The following is a 16,320-nucleotide window of genomic DNA, read 5'->3' on the forward strand; positions in this document are numbered from 1 at the left end:
CGGGTCTTGGCGCTGACGTATGTCTGGCTACGAGTGCTGAAAACGTTCGCAGCCTTCGTGTCTGGCGCCCAACCCGCAGGCATGGGGAGTGCGTGTTTATCAGGTTGACCTGTTTGAAGGCCTATGGTCTGCTCTTTCTAAAACTGAAGGGCAAGGCGATGGCATCACAGGATCCCCAAGTCTCCGACAAGTCTGAATCTTTGCCGGACGACGCTTTGCAAATCCACTTGCAGACTGTTCAGTTGTTTGCTCCTTTTCAATGGTTGCACGCAGGGTGGCGTGATATGCGACGTGCTTGGGGCGTTTCGCTGTTTTACGGTATGTGCTTTTGGGGGATGGCGTTGATGTTGGGCTGGGTATTTCAAGCCAGTCCCAAATACACCATGTCTATGGCCAGCGGTTGTTTGTTGCTAGGCCCGTTTTTGGCGATGGGTTTGTACGATACCAGCCGGCGCCTGGAACAAGGTCTCTCTCCTGATTTGGGCAAGTCCATCAGTTGCTGGGACCGCCAGCTGGGCAGCATGGGCATGCTGGTTTTTATTCTTATCGTGCTGGAGCTGCTGTGGGGGCGAGCTTCGTTGGTCGTGTTTGCTGTTTTCTTCAATACAGGCATGCCTTCCACTACAGGAGCATTTCAAGCGCTATTCCATCCTGAGAATTGGCAATTCTTGCTGGCCTATACCTTGGTTGGAGGTGTTTTTGCAGCGCTTGTATTTGGCGCGATGGTTGTTGCGCTACCTTTGATGCTGGATCGAGAGGTGGATGCCTTGACAGCAGCGATCACCAGTTTTCGCGTGGTATTTAACCAGCCAGGTGTGATGCTGCTGTGGGCTGCGGTGATCGTGGTATTGGTGATCGCGGCATTGTGGGCACCCTGGCAATTGCCCCTTGTGGTGATTGGCCCCTGGCTTGGGTGTGCGACCTGGCATGCATATCGCACATGTGTTCAGTCTGTGGGGCTGATGGATGCAGAATCGGTCGATGGGTGTTAGAGTGGCTGCATCAACGAACAATTACCATTGACATAAAGAAAGCAAACATTGGCCACTCCCAACTACGGATACGAAAAACGTCAACGCGAACTGGCAAAAAAGAACAAAAAGGCAGAGAAGCTGCGTGAAAAGGCTGCACGTAAAGTCAATCCTGAGCCCGCTGCCTCTGAAGATGTGCCAGCTGTACGCCCCGAGTTGCCGACGCCTCCCGTCTCCGAGTCCTGATGCCAAGCATCTAACCAGCCAAAGGCTGGTTTTTTTATGGTGTTAACAAAGTCTGCAGCACTGGCCACACATTCGCGAGCATGATGGGCTGCGCCTGAGCTGTGGGGTGAATGCGGTCGGCTTGAAAAAGTTCGGTTGGATTGGCGGTGTCGGCGACACCCTTCAAAAAAGCAGGCACGAATGCCGTGCTCATCTCCTTGGCAACTTGCACATAAAGCTGTTCAAAGTCCTGCGCATACTTTTTGCCATAGTTAGGAGGCATCTGCATACCTAGCAGCAAAACCTTGGCACCAGCGGCCTGAGAGGTTTTCACCATGCTACGGAGGTTGTCCAACGTGCCATTCAGAGGCAAGCCCCGCAGAGCGTCATTGCCGCCCAGTTCAATCACTACAACGCTGGGTTGATGTTGCTTGAGTAATGCGGGCAGTCGCACACGCCCGCCAGAAGATGTTTCGCCGCTGATACTGGCGTTGATGACCTTGCGCGGCTGATTGGTCGTATGAAGTTTTTGCTCCAGTAACGCCACCCAGCCGGTGCCACGGGTCAGGCCGTACTCAGCACTCAAGGAGTCACCCAGCACCAGAATGTCGCCAAAATCACTGGCTTGAGTGAATTCACTGAAGCCAAGCGCTGCCATGGACAGGATAAAGTGGCGGCGACCAACTTCTATGTGTGCGTTTTGCATGCTTGCTACAAGGCCTTTCATGTCTCAGAATGTTTTACCGTTGCCCGTGATTGAAGTGGAGCATCTCTCCAAAGCTGTGACCGACTCTACCGGCACACTGGAGATTCTGCGCGATATACATTTCAGTCTGCAGGCGAAGCAAACTGCTGCCATAGTGGGAGCATCGGGCTCGGGCAAAAGCACGTTGCTGTCCATGTTGGCGGGGCTGGATACGCCGAGCCAAGGCACCGTGCGCGTGCAAGGCCAGGATATTTTTGCATTGGGCGAAGATGCACGGGCTGCGTTGCGTGGGCAAAAAATTGGCTTTGTTTTCCAGAATTTTCAATTGCTGCCCAATCTCACGGCTTTGGAAAATACCATGCTTGCACTGGAGTTGGCAGGCGTGCGTACGGCCCGCCAACAAGCTACAGAAATACTGCAACGTGTGGGGTTGGGGCAGCGCTTGGGGCATTATCCCAAGCTGCTTTCAGGCGGTGAGCAGCAGCGCGTGGCACTGGCTCGGGCTTTTGTAGTGCAACCAGCCGTGCTGCTTGCCGATGAGCCGACTGGAAGCTTAGATCATGCAACAGGCGCCGCTGTGATGGACTTGATGCTTGAGCTCAATCGAGAGTTGGGAACCACATTGGTTTTGGTCACGCATGACCCCAGCATTGCGGCGCAATGTGAACGTACCTTGACCATTGAAGCGGGCCGTCTGATTGAAGCGGCGGGGCATTGCTAAATGCAGGACAATCGCCGCATTCGTGAATTTGGGGTCTGGCCCCGTTGACTTGGAATATTTATGACTGAAGCTACCGCACGCCCGGAATTGCCGGATCACCTGTCCATTGACCCCAGCAGCAAATTCTTCGTTCGCGAAGTGTTTGAGCACGATATCGGCATTCGCTTTAACGGCAAAGAGCGTGGTGACGTGGAAGAGTACTGTGTGAGCGAGGGATGGGTGAAGGTGCCTGCAGGCAAGACGCTGGATCGCAAAGGCCGCCCCCTGCTGATCAAGCTCAAAGGTACTGTTGAAGCGTACTACCGCTAAGCTCTGGAATTTGAAAAAGCAGCCCGAAGGCTGCTTTTTATTTGCAATTTGAAACACTGCGGCGGTTGCTTCTTGCTAAGAATTCCCCTTTTGCACAAATAAAGGATTCGAAATGAGGAGATGGTGTAAGTTGACGGCAGCTTTGACATTTGTGGCCGCAGGTGGTGTTCATGCGCAACTGGATGCGGAGAGTTCTTTGAAGCTTGTGGCAATGTCCGCGGGCATGAATGAGATGGCTGCTGCGTGCGGTCATATCACGCCTGCCGAACTGCAAAAAGCACAAGTCAATCAGCGGGAAGCAACCCTGCAAGGCGGAATCACTGCGGCGCAATATGAAGCAAGCTACACCAAAGCCAAGGAAGATTTTTTGAAACGTTGGGGCACACTCTCCAAAGCGCAGCAGTCAGAGAAATGCAACCAGGTCAAGGCATTGAGTGAGCAGGCTGCCAAGCAAGCAAAGCAGTTGGAACAGTTCAAAAAATAAGCAGTTTTTTCTGCTGAGATCAGTAAAAAGGCTCCTTCACGGAGCCTTTTTAGCGCGTAGGAATGTCAAGGCAGAGGGGTTAGACCTTGCGCTCCTCCTCCGCGATACACACTGCCGCTGTGAAAATCACGTCGGTTGAAGAGTTCAAGGCTGTTTCCGCAGAGTCTTGCAACACACTGATGATGTAGCCCACGGCGACAACTTGCATGGCAATGTCGTTGGGGATGGTAAATAGCGAGCAGGCGAGCGGAATCAACAGCAGTGAGCCGCCTGGTACGCCCGAAGCACCACAGGCGCAAACCGATGCCACCACACACAGCAAGATGGCAGTAGGGATGTCCACGGCAATACCCAATGTGTAGGCTGCAGACAGCGACAGCACACTGATGGTGATGGCTGCGCCTGCCATGTTGATAGTTGCCCCCAGGGGGATGGCTATGCTGTACGTATCTTCATCCAGGTTCAGGCGTTTGGCGATGGCCATATTGACTGGAATATTGGCAGCCGAGCTACGGGTGAAGAACGCTGTTACGCCACTTTCGCGCAAGCACATGAGCACCAGCGGGAAGGGGTTGCGGCGAATCTTCCACCACACAATGAGAGGGTTGACCACAAATGCAACGACCAGCATGGAGCCTATCAGGACAAACAGCACATGAGCATAGCCTGCGAGCGCTTTGGTGCCGGTGGACGCAACGGTAGCTGCCACCAGACCGAAAATGCCAACTGGTGCGAGGCGGATAACGCCCTGAATGATCAAGATGATGCCGCTGGACAGGTCGGCGATGGTCTGTCGCGTGTTCTCAGAGCCACGGCGCAGGGCAATGCCGATGCCTACAGCCCAGACCAAAATACCAATGTAATTGGCATGCAAAAGGGCATTGACTGGGTTGTCCACTGCATTTTTCAGCACCTGCATCAATACTTCACCAATACCGCTGGGTACCGCCATACCGGTGGCAGCATCCTTGAAGATCAGTGTGGATGGGAACAACATGCTGGCCATCACGCCCACAATGGCAGCACTGAGTGTGCCCACCACATAGAGCCACAATATGGGTTTGAGATGGCTGCTTTGTCCTGGACGCTGATTGCTGATTGCTGCAATCACCAAGACAAACACCAAAACTGGGGCAACTGCTTTCAAGGCAGAAATGAACAAGGTGCCCAGAAACTCAATCTTCATGGCCGCATCTGGCCAAATCAATGCCAATGCAATACCTAGAACGAGTCCAATGACAATTTGCGTCACAACGCTGGTACGTTGAGACCAGTTCAGCAGTGGTCGGAAAATCATGTGAAAGCTTGCGTCACGACGTTGAAAGATCGCGAGTGTATGTGTTTAGTAGTGTTTCTTCATACTGAGGCACACATAACTGTGTGGCATGAAGTGGTGCTGGCATAGGATTCATTAATCTAAGTCAATGCAAGGTATCTGCGCGCCTTGCGTTGCAGATGGCCTCTTGGCTGGATAATCCACACCCTATGTCGTCCCCTAAAGTTCTTTTCGGCTTTCATGCCGTCGGCGTGCGTTTGAAGACTGCGCCCAAGTCCATCATTGAGATTTATTACGAATCTACGCGTCGCGATGCGCGTATGCGCCAGTTCCTGGAGAAAGCCAGGGAGGCAGGAGCTCGTCTCATTGAGGCGGATGCCATGCGCATTGCCAAGCTGGCAGGCAGTCATGGCCACCAGGGTGTGGCCGCTCGCGTGGAGGAAGTCAAAGACACACGCACGCTGGACGAACTGCTTGATGATCTGGAAGAGTCTGGAGTCAAGAGTCCCTTGCTGCTGGTACTGGATGGTGTAACCGATCCGCATAATCTGGGCGCTTGTCTGCGCGTGGCTGATGGCGCAGGCGTGCATGCGGTGATTGCGCCCAAGGACCATGCTTCAGGTATCAATGCCACTGTGGCCAAGGTGGCCAGCGGGGCTGCTGAAACCGTGCCTTATTTCATGGTGACCAATCTGGCTCGTACGCTCAAAGAGCTGCAGGCACGCAATATCTGGGTGATTGGCACCAGCGGTGATGCTGATAAAAGCCTCTATCAGGTGGACCTGAAGGGACCGGTTGCGCTGGTGCTGGGTGCTGAAGGTGACGGCATGCGCCAACTGACGCGCAAGACCTGTGATGAGCTGATCAGCATCCCCATGCAAGGTGCTGTGGAGAGCCTGAATGTGTCGGTGGCCAGTGGTGTGTGCTTGTACGAAGCGCTGCGACAACGGCAGGCCACACCTTCCAACTGATAAGCATTGTTCGCCATGTCTGCCCTTACCCCAGATCGTTCCGGTATCCTTGACAGGGTGCGGCAGTGGGTGCAGGCGGCGCAGCAGGTGGTGGTGTTCAGTGGCGCTGGGGTGAGTGCAGAGTCTGGGGTACCCACATTCCGAGACACGCATACCGGCTACTGGGCACAGTTTGATCCACAGGAAATGGCGTCTGAGCAGGGCTTTCGCGCACATCCTCAAAGGGTGTGGCAATGGTATGCCTATCGCCGGGTACTGGTGGCCCAGGTGCAACCCAATGCGGCGCACCATGCATTGGTGACGTATGCACAGGCAAACCCCGGCAAGCTGAGTCTGATAACCCAGAATGTTGATGGCCTGCACCAGCGCGCAGGCAGCCTGGATGCGATTGGCTTGCATGGTGATTTGATGCGTAACCAGTGGCTGAATGCATGCTGTCCACATTGTGATACTGACGCTGCGTTGGCTGCAGGCGGTGAGCCGCCACAATGTGTGGCTTGCAACAACATGCTTCGGCCGGGTGTGGTGTGGTTTGGCGAGCATCTGCCTGAGCAGGCTCTGGAGCAGGCCGAAGCCGCAGCGAATGCCTGTGATGTGATGCTGGTAGTGGGTACATCCGGTGTGGTGTATCCGGCTGCAGGGCTGGTGTTTCAGGCCCATCAGTCAGGCGCGAAAATTGTTGTCATCAACCCTGAAGCTACGGAGTTGGACATGTTGGCGGATGCATTGTTGCGAGGGCCTGCTGCGCAGCTAGTGCCTGCCGTGCTTGCTGCCGCATAGCGGTTGGGGCTTTAAACCCAGCCCAAAACACCGAAGATGGCTCCTGCAGCAAGCATCCATAACAGGTGAATTCTGGTTTTCCAGACCAAAACCGCAGCCACAGCAGTCATCAGCCAAAGAGGCCAGGCATGGGTGGCGCCCGTGTCACGTGCTGCCAGGATCCAGCCTGTTGCCAGAACCATGCCTACAACCAAGGGCATCATTCCCCAGCGAAATGCGCGTACGCTGCGCAGAGCATGGTTACGGCGCATCCAGCGAGTGCTGCTCCATGTGAGCAGCGAGCTGGGCAGCAGCATGCCTCCCATGCAGGCAACACAGCATGCCAAAGCTGCCAGCCAGGCTGCAAAACCCGTATAAGGAGCCATGGCGTTCAAACCAATGTTCCAGCCCAGCAGGGCTACGTACATGATGTTGGGACCAGGTGCAGCCTGTGCGATGGCAATCGAATCCGAGAACTGGTGGGCAGACAGCCATCCTTGTTGTTCCACGCTGTGGCGATACATCTCCGGTGCCGTGGCCATCGCTCCGCCCACAGATAACAGGGAAAGCGACAGAAAATAGGACACCAGATGCAGCCAGCCAGCAGCATCCAGCGTTAGCGGTGTGAGTGCGGTGACCATCAGACCAGGCGCCTCCACGTCAGAAAGCACCCGATGCCACCGATCAGTGGAAGAACCCACCACAGTGGCCACTGCAAAAAGACAACCAAAGCAAAAGCTGTCATGCTCAACAGCCAGCCCAGCCACAATGGAAGGGGATGCTGGTGCAGTGATGCAGAAAGCTTCAGGCCCGTTCCGATGACCAGGCCAGCAGCTACAGCACCCATGCCACGCAGCGCACCTCCTACCGCAAGATGGTCTGCATACTGCAAATACAGGCTACCGACTGCAAGCACCAGCAGGGTAGGGGCGATCAGTATCCCGGCACTCGCTGCAACGGCACCGCGCCAGCCAAAGTGGCGTTCGCCAAACATGATGGACAGGTTGACCACGTTGGGTCCTGGGAGAATTTGAGCCACAGCCCAATCCTGAGCAAACTGCTCTTGGCTCAACCAGCCCCTGCGGTCAACCAGTTCACGTTGAACCACAGCCATAACGCCACCAAAGCCCTGGAGAGCCAGCCAAGCGAATGCCCAAAACAAAACGCTGGGGGATGAAGGTGGTGGCTGGGGGGTGTCGTTGTGCATGGCGCTGAGGAAGTGGCGGGTCAATCCTAGAGCAGGCAGCCGTCGTTTTGGACGATGGTGCACAACTCGCGCCAAATGAAATGTTGATTGCCTGTCGCTGCGTTATGTGGCGGTTCGCTCTGCCAGCCATTGTTTGAAGGCTTCATGCAAATGCGCAGGAATTGCCACCAGCTCATGCTCCAAGACGCGCGCCATTTCCTGTAAGGTGGACAGGCGAGGGTCGAGTCCATTGCTTTCGAGTCGCTGTACGGTCATGCGCGACAAGCCAGCTTGCGTTGCCAGATCAGCCTGGGTCATTTGCTTTGATTTGCGCACGGCAGTCAGTGCCGTTACCAATGGATAAGTAGGCTTTTCATTTGCCGTAGCAATGGATGGCGTGGTGTTCATGCCAGCAATGTAATCCGATTTAGGCACAATGCGTGATTCGGGTGCCAGAGCTTGATAACAAGCGTGTCTGTCTAGTCGCTCCAGAACTTGAGCCAGTCGATGCGACCTTGACCTCCTTCATTGATGCGAGCAACGAGCGGCGCGCTTTGTGCTTCGCTGATGCTCCACTGCATTTGTACGCTGGCTTGGTGCTGTACCTGGAGCAAAGCAGCGCCAGCAAGCTCCAACTCGCGACGCAACCACCCTTCCATGGCGTAGGGAAGACGGCACTGCAGTGTTGCCATGCGCTGCAACGTGATCTTCTCAGCCTTGAGCAAGGCTTGTGCTACGCAGTCGGTGTAAGCGCGAACCAGTCCTCCTGCGCCCAGTTTGACTCCGCCAAAGTAGCGCACCACAGTTGCAAGCACGCCTTCAAGCTCTTGATGGCGCAGCACCTCCAGCATGGGGCGGCCAGCGGTGCCACTGGGCTCCCCGTCGTCCACAGCGGCGGATTGACCTCCAGCCAAAAGCGCCCAGCAGACATGGGCTGCACCGGGATGTTCTTGCCACAAGGTGTCCACTACAGCTTGTGCGCTTGCACGGTCTTGCATTGGCTGAACGCAGCACAGGAATCGACTTTTTTTGATGACAAGTTCGTGATGGACAGGGCTGGCAATTGTTTGTGACATAGCCATGCAAGCTTAAAGCATGTCAGTGCTTCTTTGTGCCAAGGGGGGGCAGAGCCTTCGCGGGAGAGCCCCACAGAGACAGCCCGATGAAAAAACGTCCTACGCGGTGCAGGCAAGACCTTTTATACAGTAGCTGCAAGGAGAGCACCGCCATGTCAACATCGCCTGCATTCGATAACCAGTTTGAGCCCCACACGTTTGGTCGCTATCACAGCCGTCCGCCACCGCTGCCAACCAACATTCAGTTGGGGCAAGTGGTAGACGCTGGACAGATGGGGGAAGCCACAGCCAAAAATGTACAGATGCATGCGGGAGGTTTGCCGCACGACTTTGATCAGTTGGTGCGTAGCGTGGGGGAGTGGTAGTTTGTGGTTGTCAGCTGAATTGCAGCGTTACAGAGCTAGCTAATATTGATTAATAAAAAAGCCGCTGACAAGCGGCTTTTTTATTAAGTTCAGTAATTTCTGAACTTCTTACTGATTGTCAGTATTGCGTGTGCTGAAAATATCCCAGCATGCAATAAACAATGCAGCTATGGTGGGGCCAATCACAAAACCTGTAAGGCCAAAAATGGACATCCCGCCAAGGGTGGAAATCAAAACAATATAGTCCGGCAACTTGGTGTCTTTGCCAACCAGAATAGGCCGCAGCAAGTTGTCAACCAAGCCAATAACCAGAATGCCGTAGGCTGCCAGAATCAAACCCTGGGTGACATTTCCTGTGGCAATGAAGTAGATGGAGACTGGGCCCCAGATGAGGCTTGCACCGACCGCTGGCAACAGGGACAGAAAAGCCATCAGCACTCCCCAGAGCACAGCACCCTGTATGTCGAGAATGCCGAAGATCAGGCCGCCCAATGCGCCTTGCGCAAGCGCGACAACCAGATTGCCCTTGACTGTGGCGCGAATGACCGTAGCGAACTTCTCTTCCAGGCTTTGCTTGTGCGCCTTTTCCAATGGAATGGCATCACGCACAAAGGTGGCCAGGCGTGTGCCATCACGGAGCAGGAAAAACAACAGATAGAGCATGACGCCGAAACTGACCACAAACCCGAGGGTGTTTTGTCCCACCTCCACAGCTTTGGTGGCGATCAACTTGCCTGCATCAGCAGCTGCCGTGGAAAGTTTGCTTTGGATTTCCTGGGCTGAAGCCAGATTGACGCGCTCCAGGAAACTTCTGAGCCCTTCCGGCATGCCATCATTGATACGTTGAAAGTAGGTGCCAAAGTCCAATTGGCCGGTGGACATGCGGTTGTAGATCACCACTGCTTCATTCACTACGGAGGTTCCGATCAGTATCAGCGGCAAAATCACGCCTAACAAACACAGCACCAAAGTGATAAGAGCTGTCAGGTTGGGCTTGTTGGGCATGCGTTTGAGCAGTCGCTTGTTCAGCGGGTGAAACAAAATGGCCAGAGCCACACCCCAGAAGACGGCACCGATGAAGGGCCAAAGAATCCAGCCGAAGCCGATGCTCACAGCAATCAGCAGGAGCAAAAAAGTCTTATTTGTTGTTTGTTGTTCTGAGCGCATGGCTGAAGAAAAGATGCGTAAGTCGTCGTGAAGTGTAGTGATGTAGTGAATGTACGCGAGTTAATTGAATCCGCTTTAAAGAACTGGTGACAATGACTTGGAGACTTTACAGAGACTTTGCTCAGATTTAATAGAGGAAGTCATACCGCCTGCATTGTTGCAGTGCACGATTGAATTTCACAGTCTTACATAAGACCTTCTCTGCTGAATGCTGCATTCAATGGCACAATAGCAACAGCAACAACAGGCCCTTCCACAGCCACAGTCGCGTCCGCCAATCGGTACAGCCGTGTCGCGGGAGGTTTACCAACCAGCTAATGCTTTCCACAGGAAAGCTGAGGTCAGCGGAATATGAGCGATCAGCCCACTGTCTACCAAGCCTACCAAGGCAACACTTATCTCTTCGGCGGCAACGCTCCTTACGTCGAAGAAATGTATGAAAACTACCTGGCCAACCCCGGTAGCGTTCCAGATTCCTGGCGTGAATACTTTGACGCCCTGCAGCATGTTCCTGCTGTCGACGGTTCCGACGCCAAAGACGTCCCTCACTTGCCTGTGATCAATGCTTTTGCCGAACGTGCAAAGCAAGGTGGCACCAAGGTGGTGCAAGCTTCGGGTGCTGACTCTGAACTGGGTCGCAAGCGTACGGCTGTTCAGCAACTGATTGCTGCATATCGCAATGTGGGCCAGCGCTGGGCGGATCTGGATCCTCTGAAGCGCACTGAGCGCCCCGAAATTCCTGAACTCGATCCTGCTTTCTACGGCTTCACCGATGCCGACCAGGAAACCGTGTTCAATGTGGGCAATACCTTCTTTGGCAAGGAAACCATGCCCCTGCGCGAGTTGCTGAATGCGCTGCGCGAAACTTACTGCGGCACCATCGGTGTCGAGTACATGTATGCCACGGACCAAGTGCAAAAGCGCTGGTGGCAGCAACGCCTTGAGGCTATTCGCTCCAAGCCCGTGCTCAATGCGGACCAAAAGAAGCGCATTCTGGATCGCCTGACTGCTGCTGAAGGCCTGGAGCGTTACCTGCACACCAAGTACGTCGGTCAAAAGCGATTCTCGCTGGAAGGTGGTGAGTCCTTCATCGTTGCGATGGATGAACTGATCAACGCTGGCGGCAAGAAGGGCGTGCAGGAAGTTGTGATCGGTATGGCTCACCGTGGCCGTCTGAATGTGCTCGTGAACACTCTGGGCAAGATGCCCAAGGACTTGTTTGCCGAGTTCGACCACACTGCCCCTGAAGATCTGCCTGCTGGTGACGTGAAGTATCACCAAGGCTTCAGTTCGGATGTTTCCACCACTGGTGGCCCTGTGCACCTGTCGCTGGCGTTCAACCCCTCGCACCTGGAAATCGTCAACCCAGTGGTTGAAGGCTCGGTGCGTTCGCGCATGGACCGCCGCAACGACCCGGAAGGCAAGCAGGTACTTCCCGTGCTGGTGCACGGCGACGCTGCTTTTGCCGGTCAAGGGGTGAACCAGGAAACTCTGGCGCTGATGCAAACCCGTGGTTATTCCACTGGTGGTACGGTGCACATCATCATCAACAACCAGATTGGTTTCACCACATCTGACCCACGCGACAAGGGTTCGACCACATACTGCACCGACATTGTGAAGATGGTCGAGTCGCCTGTGCTGCACGTTAACGGCGATGATCCTGAAGCTGTCGCACTGTGCATGCAGCTGGCGCTGGACTACCGCATGGAGTTCCAGCAGGACGTGGTGGTGGACATTGTCTGCTTCCGCAAGCTGGGCCACAACGAGCAAGACACCCCTGCGCTGACTCAGCCCCTGATGTACAAGAAGATTGCGGCCCACCCTGGCACACGCAAGCTGTATGCAGACAAGCTGGCTGCCCAAGGTCTGGGCGATACATTGGGCGACGATATGGTCAAGGCCTACCGCGCTGCGATGGACGAGGGTCGTCACACCCAGGAAGTGGTGCTGACCAACTTCAAGAGTCAGTATGCTGTCGACTGGAGCCCCTTCCTGGGGAAGAAGTGGACCGATGCTGGAGACACTGCCATTCCTCTGGCCGAATGGAAGCGTCTGGCTGAAAAGATCACCACATTGCCTGAATCCGTCAATCCTCACTCGCTGGTGAAGAAGGTGGTGGACGACCGTGCAGCCATGGGCCGCGGCGAAATCAATGTGGACTGGGGCATGGGTGAACACATGGCTTTCGCATCGCTGGTGGCTTCTGGCTACCCCGTGCGTCTGTCCGGTGAAGACTGCGGCCGCGGTACCTTTACCCACCGTCATGCAGTGATCCACGATCAAAAGCGTGAGAAGTGGAACGAAGGCACTTACATTCCGCTGCAGAACGTGGCCGACAACCAAGCTCCGTTCGTCGTCATCGACTCCATCCTGTCCGAAGAGGCGGTGTTGGGCTTCGAATACGGTTATGCCTCGAACGATCCGAACACATTGGTGATCTGGGAAGCGCAGTTCGGCGACTTCGCCAACGGTGCCCAGGTGGTGATCGACCAGTTCATTGCCTCAGGCGAAGTGAAGTGGGGCCGTGTGAATGGCCTGACCATGATGCTGCCGCACGGCTACGAAGGCCAAGGCCCAGAGCACAGCTCTGCACGACTGGAGCGCTTCCTGCAATTGGCGGCTGACACCAATATGCAGATCGTTCAACCCACAACGGCCAGCCAGATCTTCCACGTGCTGCGTCGTCAGATGGTGCGCAATCTGCGCAAGCCGCTGGTGATCATGACGCCCAAGTCGCTGCTGCGTAACAAGGACGCCACCTCGCCACTGTCCGAATTCACCAAGGGTGCATTCCAGACCGTGATCGGTGAGCGCAACGAAGCCATCGTTGCCAAGGCGGACAAGGTCAAGCGCATCATTGCCTGCTCGGGCAAGGTCTACTACGATCTGGTCAAGAAGCGTACCGAGAAGGAAGCAGACGACGTGGCCATCATCCGTGTGGAACAGCTGTATCCCTTCCCACACAAGGCTTTCGAAGCCGAAGTGAAGAAGTACTCCAATGCCAAGGAACTGGTGTGGTGCCAGGACGAACCACAAAACCAAGGTGCGTGGTTCTTCATTCAGCACAACATCTACGAAAACATGCAAGAAGGTCAGAAGCTCGGTTATGCCGGTCGCGCAGCCTCGGCATCGCCAGCAGTGGGTTATGCCCACTTGCACGCTGAGCAGCAAAAGAACCTGGTGGAAGCCGCGTTCGCCAAGCTCAAAGGTTTTGTCCTGACCAAGTAAACCAGGCATATCCCCTGCCTTGGCAGGGGAGCCCCACACTTTTTGGAAAGAATTCAAATGGCAATCGTAGAAGTTAAAGTTCCCCAGCTGTCCGAGTCCATCGCTGAAGCGACCATGATGACTTGGAAGAAGAAGGCCGGCGAAGCCGTGGCCGCTGATGAAATCTTGATCGAAATCGAAACCGACAAGGTTGTGCTGGAAGTGCCTGCTCCTGCAGCCGGTGTGCTGGCTGAGATCGTGCAAGGTGACGGTGCAACGGTGACTACCGAGCAACTGATCGCGAAGATCGACACCGACGCAGTGGCTGGCGCTGCCGCCGCACCTGCTACCGCTGCTGCACCAGCCGCAGCTGCTCCTGCTGCAGCTCCCGCCGCTACTGCCAACAAGGGCGATGTGGCCATGCCTGCTGCAGCAAAGTTGCTGGCGGAAAACAACCTGTCCGCTTCCAGCGTGGCTGGTACAGGTAAAGATGGTCGCGTGACCAAGGGTGACGCGCTGTCGGCCATCAAGGCCGGCGCAACCATCCCCACGGGCGCTCCCAAGGCTGCATTGCCTCAAGTGGCTGCACCTGCTGCCAAGGAAGACCTGTCTGGCCGTCCAGAGCAACGCGTCCCTATGACCCGTCTGCGTGCTCGTGTTGCTGAGCGTCTGCTGCAATCGCAATCGACCAATGCCATTCTGACCACGTTCAACGAAGTGAACATGGCGCCTGTCATGGCATTGCGCAAGAAGTTCCAGGATGACTTCGTCAAGGAACACGGTGTGAAGCTGGGCTTCATGTCCTTCTTTGTGAAGGCTGCCGTGCATGCCCTGAAGAAGTATCCCGTGCTGAACGCATCGGTGGACGGCAACGACATCGTCTATCACGGTTACTTCGACATCGGTATTGCTGTGGGCTCGCCTCGCGGTCTGGTGGTGCCAATCCTGCGCAACGCTGACCAGATGAGCTTTGCCGACATCGAAAAGAAGATTGCTGAATTCGGCAAGAAGGCTGCAGACGGTAAGCTGGGCATTGAAGAGATGACCGGCGGTACTTTCTCCATCTCCAATGGCGGGACTTTCGGCTCGATGATGTCTACTCCCATCATCAACCCCCCACAGTCTGCAATTTTGGGCGTTCACGCCACCAAGGACCGTGCAGTGGTTGAGAACGGCCAGGTCGTGGTTCGCCCCATGAACTACTTCGCCATGTCGTATGACCACCGCATCATCGACGGTCGCGAAGCCGTCCTGGGTCTGGTGGCCATGAAGGAAGCGCTGGAAGATCCTTCCCGCCTGCTGTTCGACCTGTAATTCACCTCGGGTTCGAACCTCGACGAAAACCCACCCTCGGCCACGCCAGCGGTGGGTTTTTTCAAGCACCTATTGAAGAGATTATTGAGACATGAGCAAGCAATTTGACGTTATCGTGATCGGCGCAGGCCCTGGTGGTTACATCGCTGCTATCCGCGCTGCACAACTGGGTAAGAACGTGGCCTGTATCGATGCGTGGTCCACCAAGGCCGGTACTCCCGCACCCGGCGGCACCTGCACCAATGTGGGCTGCATTCCTTCCAAGGCGCTACTGCAATCGTCCGAACACTTTGAGCACGCCAAGCTGCACTTTGCCGACCATGGCATCAGCACCGGCGAAGTGGCCATCGATGTGCCCAAGATGATCGCCCGCAAGGACGCCATCGTGAAGCAGAACAACGACGGCATCCTGTACCTGTTCAAGAAGAACAAGGTCACTTTCTTCCACGGCACAGCGTCGTTCTCCAAGGCTGTCGAAGGTGGCTACGAGATCAAGGTGACAGGCAAGGCTGAAGAGACACTGGTTGCACCCCAAGTCGTGGTGGCAACAGGCTCCAACGCACGTCCTTTGCCTGGTCTGGACTTTGACGAAGTCAAGGTCTTGTCCAACGATGGCGCTTTGGACATCAACGCCGCTCCCAAGAAGCTGGCGCTGATTGGTGCAGGCGTGATCGGTCTGGAAATGGGTTCGGTATGGCGCCGTCTGGGCACGGAAGTGACCGTGCTGGAAGGCATGGACAAGTTCCTGCCCGCAGTGGACGAACAAATTGCCAAGGAAGCCAAGAAGGCGTTCGACAAGCAAGGCCTGAAGATTGAGCTGGGTGTGAAGATTGGCAATGTTGACATCAGCGGTGAGGGCGTGAAGGTGGAATACACCAACGCCAAGGGCGAAGCCCAAACGCTGGAAGTGGACAAGCTGATCGTTTCGATTGGCCGCACTGCCAACACCAAGGGCCTCAATCCTGAAGCCGTTGGACTGGCCCTGGACGAGCGTGGCTGCATTGTGGTGGACGACGACTGCAAAACCAACCTGCCTGGCGTGTGGGCGGTGGGCGACGTGGTGCGCGGCCCCATGCTGGCGCACAAGGCAGAAGAAGAGGCTGTGGCTGTGGCAGAACGTATCGCTGGTCAACATGGTCACGTGAACTTTGCGACACTGCCTTCCGTGATCTACACCAGCCCTGAAGTGGCATGGGTGGGCCGCACCGAGCAGCAGCTGAAGGCTGACGGCGTGAAGTACAAGGCGGGCTCGTTCCCCTTCCTGGCCAATGGCCGTGCCCGTGCATTGGGCGACACCACAGGTATGGTCAAGTTCATTGCCGATGCCGAAACCGACGAAATCCTGGGTGTTCACATGGTGGGGCCCATGGTTTCCGAGCTGATCTCCGAGGCCGTTGTGGCCATGGAGTTCAAGGCTTCGAGCGAAGATATCGCACGTATCTGCCACGCTCATCCTTCGCTGTCTGAGTCGACCAAGGAAGCTGCTTTGGCCGTTGATAAGCGCACGCTGAACTTCTAATTCAATTTAGAAGCGAAATAGCTGCCAAGCCCAGGTTTTACCTGCGCTTGGCGCTATTGTT

18 protein-coding genes are annotated in these 16,320 nt (G+C 55.5%); 11 read left to right on the forward strand and 7 right to left on the reverse strand.

Going from position 1 to position 16,320, the window contains the following annotated elements:
- Positions 1-158 precede the first annotated feature (158 nt).
- Positions 159-992, forward strand: a complete 834-nt coding sequence (locus QEP11_RS04590) for a DUF2189 domain-containing protein (RefSeq protein ID WP_284335548.1) — start codon at positions 159-161, stop codon at positions 990-992.
- Between the two features lie 48 nt (positions 993-1,040).
- Positions 1,041-1,217: a hypothetical protein gene (locus QEP11_RS04595; protein WP_284335462.1), complete on the forward strand. Its 177-nt coding sequence runs from the start codon at positions 1,041-1,043 to the stop codon at positions 1,215-1,217.
- 34 nt (positions 1,218-1,251) lie between these two features.
- Here QEP11_RS04595 and QEP11_RS04600 read toward each other — a convergent pair whose 3' ends face one another.
- Complete coding sequence (locus tag QEP11_RS04600; protein ID WP_413788675.1) at positions 1,252-1,923, reverse strand: arylesterase; 672 nt, start codon at positions 1,921-1,923, stop codon at positions 1,252-1,254.
- Between QEP11_RS04600 and QEP11_RS04605 the strand changes: the two genes are divergently transcribed.
- From QEP11_RS04605 to QEP11_RS04615, 3 genes are all read left to right on the forward strand, one after another.
- Complete coding sequence (locus QEP11_RS04605) at positions 1,922-2,623, forward strand: ABC transporter ATP-binding protein (RefSeq protein ID WP_284335463.1); 702 nt, start codon at positions 1,922-1,924, stop codon at positions 2,621-2,623. The genes QEP11_RS04600 and QEP11_RS04605 overlap by 2 nt on opposite strands.
- Positions 2,624-2,683: 60 nt before the next feature.
- The gene (locus tag QEP11_RS04610) at positions 2,684-2,932 is read left to right on the forward strand and encodes a DUF3297 family protein (RefSeq protein ID WP_284335464.1); all 249 of its coding nucleotides are present in this window, start codon (positions 2,684-2,686) and stop codon (positions 2,930-2,932) included.
- 112 nt (positions 2,933-3,044) lie between these two features.
- Entirely contained in the window at positions 3,045-3,416 is a 372-nt protein-coding gene (locus QEP11_RS04615) for a hypothetical protein (RefSeq protein WP_284335465.1), read from the forward strand.
- Between the two features lie 79 nt (positions 3,417-3,495).
- Here the strand turns inward: QEP11_RS04615 and sstT are convergent, their stop codons facing one another.
- Entirely contained in the window at positions 3,496-4,713 is a 1,218-nt protein-coding gene (sstT, locus tag QEP11_RS04620) for a serine/threonine transporter SstT (RefSeq protein ID WP_284335466.1), read from the reverse strand.
- A gap of 188 nt (positions 4,714-4,901) precedes the next feature.
- Between sstT and rlmB the strand changes: the two genes are divergently transcribed.
- Positions 4,902-5,663 (forward strand): 23S rRNA (guanosine(2251)-2'-O)-methyltransferase RlmB, encoded by a 762-nt coding sequence (gene rlmB, locus QEP11_RS04625; RefSeq protein ID WP_284335467.1) that lies wholly within the window; start codon positions 4,902-4,904, stop codon positions 5,661-5,663.
- Positions 5,664-5,678: 15 nt separating this feature from the next.
- Complete coding sequence (locus QEP11_RS04630; protein ID WP_284335468.1) at positions 5,679-6,443, forward strand: SIR2 family NAD-dependent protein deacylase; 765 nt, start codon at positions 5,679-5,681, stop codon at positions 6,441-6,443.
- Between the two features lie 11 nt (positions 6,444-6,454).
- On the opposite strand, the gene QEP11_RS04635 is transcribed toward QEP11_RS04630, so the two are convergent.
- The 4 genes from QEP11_RS04635 to QEP11_RS04650 all read right to left on the reverse strand — a co-directional run bounded on the left by QEP11_RS04635 (position 6,455) and on the right by QEP11_RS04650 (position 8,684).
- Positions 6,455-7,063, reverse strand: a complete 609-nt coding sequence (locus QEP11_RS04635; protein ID WP_284335469.1) for a chromate transporter — start codon at positions 7,061-7,063, stop codon at positions 6,455-6,457.
- On the reverse strand, positions 7,063-7,629 hold the full coding sequence (locus QEP11_RS04640; protein WP_284335470.1) for a chromate transporter: 567 nt from the start codon (positions 7,627-7,629) through the stop codon (positions 7,063-7,065). Before QEP11_RS04640 ends, QEP11_RS04635 begins: the two co-directional genes overlap by 1 nt.
- Positions 7,630-7,731: 102 nt before the next feature.
- On the reverse strand, positions 7,732-8,016 hold the full coding sequence (locus QEP11_RS04645; RefSeq protein WP_284335471.1) for a helix-turn-helix domain-containing protein: 285 nt from the start codon (positions 8,014-8,016) through the stop codon (positions 7,732-7,734).
- Between the two features lie 71 nt (positions 8,017-8,087).
- Complete coding sequence (locus QEP11_RS04650; RefSeq protein WP_284335472.1) at positions 8,088-8,684, reverse strand: IMPACT family protein; 597 nt, start codon at positions 8,682-8,684, stop codon at positions 8,088-8,090.
- 152 nt (positions 8,685-8,836) lie between these two features.
- Here QEP11_RS04650 and QEP11_RS04655 point away from each other — a divergent pair, with 152 nt between their 5' ends.
- Entirely contained in the window at positions 8,837-9,049 is a 213-nt protein-coding gene (locus tag QEP11_RS04655) for a hypothetical protein (RefSeq protein WP_284335473.1), read from the forward strand.
- A gap of 108 nt (positions 9,050-9,157) precedes the next feature.
- Here the strand turns inward: QEP11_RS04655 and QEP11_RS04660 are convergent, their stop codons facing one another.
- Positions 9,158-10,216 carry an AI-2E family transporter gene (locus QEP11_RS04660; RefSeq protein WP_284335474.1) on the reverse strand — a complete coding sequence of 353 codons (1,059 nt, stop codon included), beginning with the start codon at positions 10,214-10,216 and terminating at the stop codon, positions 9,158-9,160.
- A 351-nt stretch (positions 10,217-10,567) separates the two neighbouring features.
- Here QEP11_RS04660 and QEP11_RS04665 point away from each other — a divergent pair, with 351 nt between their 5' ends.
- The 3 genes from QEP11_RS04665 (at position 10,568) to lpdA (ending at position 16,259) form a co-directional block, all read left to right on the forward strand.
- A complete protein-coding gene (locus tag QEP11_RS04665) occupies positions 10,568-13,447 on the forward strand; it encodes a 2-oxoglutarate dehydrogenase E1 component (RefSeq protein WP_284335475.1) in 2,880 nt (959 codons plus the stop codon).
- Between the two features lie 57 nt (positions 13,448-13,504).
- Entirely contained in the window at positions 13,505-14,740 is a 1,236-nt protein-coding gene (gene odhB / locus QEP11_RS04670) for a 2-oxoglutarate dehydrogenase complex dihydrolipoyllysine-residue succinyltransferase (protein ID WP_284335476.1), read from the forward strand.
- 91 nt (positions 14,741-14,831) lie between these two features.
- Entirely contained in the window at positions 14,832-16,259 is a 1,428-nt protein-coding gene (lpdA, locus tag QEP11_RS04675) for a dihydrolipoyl dehydrogenase (protein ID WP_284335477.1), read from the forward strand.
- The last annotated feature ends 61 nt before the right edge of the window (positions 16,260-16,320 follow it).

Source organism: Comamonas halotolerans, from assembly GCF_030162935.1.
In the GTDB taxonomy this organism is placed as follows: Bacteria; Pseudomonadota; Gammaproteobacteria; order Burkholderiales; family Burkholderiaceae_C; genus Comamonas; species Comamonas halotolerans.